Genomic DNA, 2720 nt, shown 5'->3' on the forward strand with positions numbered 1-2720 from the left:
TGGTGGCTATGACAGTTTGATTCAGGACCGGTGTGACGGCCTGATTCAGGACCACCTTCTTTCAGACCGGTGTGTTGTGACGGTTTGATTCAGGACCACCCTCGACGGTTGGCGTGTCGATTATTGGCTCGCTGTCGGAGGGTTCCGGATGGGAAGTCGTGTGGAGCTGTTCGCCCAGATACGTAGGGACGCCCGGGTCGAGGGTTTGGGTATTCGGGCGCTTGCTCGTAAGTACAAGGTTGGCCGGGATACGGTCCGGCACGCGTTGGCGAATCCGGAGCCGCCGAGGCGGAAGACACCGGTGCGGGAGTCGCCGAAACTGGGCCCGCTCAAACCTGCGATTGATGCGATGCTGCGGACCGATCTGGATGCGCCCCGCAAGCAACGCCACACTGCGACAAGGATTTGCAATCGTCTGGCCGATGAACACGGCGTTGAGGATGTGTCGTATTCGTCGGTGCGTGACTATGTCCGGGTCCGTCGTGCGGAGATCATCGCCGAGTCCGGTAAGCAGGCGCAGGAAGCGTTCGTGCCGCAGGAACACCCGCCCGGCGCTGAAGCTGAGGTTGATTTCGGCGAGGTTCACGTCATCCTCGCTGGTGTCAGAACCCGCTGCTACATGTTCGTTTTCCGAATGTCGATGTCCGGCAAGGCAGTCCATCGGGTGTATGCGACTCAGTCGCAGGAGGCGTTCCTCGAAGGCCACATCGAAGCATTCGACGTGATCGGCGGCATCCCGGTGCGCCATATCCGCTACGACAACTTGAAGTCTGCGGTCACCTCGGTGGTGTTCGGCCGCGGTCGGGGCAGGGTCGAGAACGACCGGTGGGTGCTGTTCAGATCGTTCTACGGGTTCGACCCGTTCTACTGCCAGCCGGGAGTGAAAGGCGCCCACGAGAAAGGCGGAGTCGAGGGCGAGATCGGACGTTTCCGCCGCACCTGGCTCACGCCCATGCCGGAAGTGGACTCGCTGTCAGAGCTCAACGACTACATCCGCCGCTGCGAAGCACGTGAGGATCATCGGCGGGTCACCGGCCGGCTGCACACCGTGGGCCAGGACTTCCAGACCGAACGAGAACATCTCGCCGCTCTGCCTGCCGAGCGGTTCGACCCGGGGCTGGTGCTGCATCCACGGGTGGACCGGTCGGCGCTGATCACGGCGCGGTCGGCGAAGTACTCGGTTCCCGCCCGGTTGATCGGACGCAAAGTCAGGGTGTCGCTGCGGGCCTCGGAGTTGGTCGTCTTCGACGGCCGCACTATCGCCGCACGCCATGAACGCGTCACGACCCGCAACGGGCAATCGATCAACCTCGACCACTATCTGGAGGTGTTGCACTGCAAACCCGGCGCGTTGCCCGGCTCCACCGCGCTTGCTCAGGCCCGCGCCGCCGGCACTTTCACCGCAGCGCACGAGGCGTTCTGGCAGCAGGCCCGCCGCGTCGACGGCGATGCTGGCGGGACTCGCTCGCTAATCGACGTGCTGCTGCTGCACCGCAGCATGCGCGCTACCGATGTGATCGCCGGGATCCACGCCGCCCTGTCGGTCGGTGCCGTTTCAGCGGATGTGGTCGCGGTCGAAGCACGCCTGCATGCCGCCGGTGGTGGTCTCGAATCAGACCGTCACGCCGGTAACCATGCCAATACCGTCGATTACCGGGTCGTCAGTCTGACCCAGCGCCGCCTGGCTGATCCAGCGACCGTGATCGCCGGCCTGCCACCCGACACCCGGCCGCTGCCTGACGTCGCGGCCTACGACGAGCTGCTCCAACGCAGACCCCCAACACCGCCACCCGGTGACGGAATGGAAGGAACGACTGGATCATGAGCACGGCCACGAAAGTCACCAACACCCTGCGCCGCCAACGCGGGATGACCCCACAAGCGGCCCAAGCCGCCGTCGATTCCGCATGCCGACGCCTGCGGTTGCCGACCGTGCGTGCGGTGATCGACGAAGCAGTGAAAGTCGCCGAGCGTGAACAGCTCACCTACCACGGCTTCCTCGCCGAACTGCTCCTGGCCGAATGCGATGACCGGGACCGCCGATCCACCTTGCGGCGAGTCGCAGCGGCCGGGTTTCCACGTCAGAAATGGTTGGGCGACTTCGATTTCGACGCCAACCCAAACATCAACGCCGCCACCGTACATACCGTCGCCCAAGGCGATTGGATACGCCGAGGCGACCCGCTCTGCCTGATCGGCGACTCGGGCACCGGCAAGTCCCACCTGCTCATTGGTGTGGGCACCGCCGCCGCCGAGCAAGGCTTCCGCGTCCGCTACACACTGGCGACCAAACTGGTCAACGAACTCGTCGAGGCCGCCGATGAAAAGCAACTCGCCCGCACGATCGCCCGCTACGGCCGCGTCGATCTTTTATGTATCGACGAACTCGGCTACATGGAACTCGACCGCCGGGGCGCGGAGTTGCTGTTCCAAGTACTCACTGAACGCGAGGAAAAGGCGTCAGTAGCCATCGCATCCAACGAGAGTTTCTCCGGCTGGACCAAAACCTTCACCGACCCCCGACTCTGCGCCGCGATCGTCGACCGACTCACCTTCCACGGCACCATCATCGAAACCGGCACCACCTCATACCGGCTCAGCCATACCCGCGGTAGCAGCTCGCGATCACAGCCTACGAAGACGCCTGAGCCACCACCTCCTCGCCGAGGTGGTCCCGAATCAAGCCGTCACAGTGGTCCTGAGTCAGGTTGACATAGAGA

Annotated in this window: 2 protein-coding genes; both read left to right on the forward strand. The window is 63.9% G+C overall.

Translation table 11 applies throughout. The features are described from left to right. Positions 1–148: 148 nt before the first annotated feature. Complete coding sequence (gene istA / locus AO501_RS12920) at positions 149–1825, forward strand: IS21 family transposase (protein WP_055578112.1); 1677 nt, start codon at positions 149–151, stop codon at positions 1823–1825. Further along, a complete protein-coding gene (gene istB, locus AO501_RS12925; protein ID WP_082275278.1) occupies positions 1822–2712 on the forward strand; it encodes an IS21-like element helper ATPase IstB in 891 nt (296 codons plus the stop codon). Before istA ends, istB begins: the two co-directional genes overlap by 4 nt. Positions 2713–2720: the final 8 nt, after the last annotated feature.

This window comes from Mycobacterium gordonae (assembly GCF_001417955.2).
Taxonomy (GTDB): domain Bacteria; phylum Actinomycetota; class Actinomycetes; order Mycobacteriales; family Mycobacteriaceae; genus Mycobacterium; species Mycobacterium gordonae_B.

Excerpts from the sequence above, each read along its gene's own strand:
- istA (WP_055578112.1), top strand. The coding sequence starts at position 149 with ATGGGAAGTCGTGTGGAGCTGTTCGCCCAGATACGTAGGGACGCCCGG.
- istB (WP_082275278.1), top strand. The coding sequence starts at position 1,822 with ATGAGCACGGCCACGAAAGTCACCAACACCCTGCGCCGCCAACGCGGG.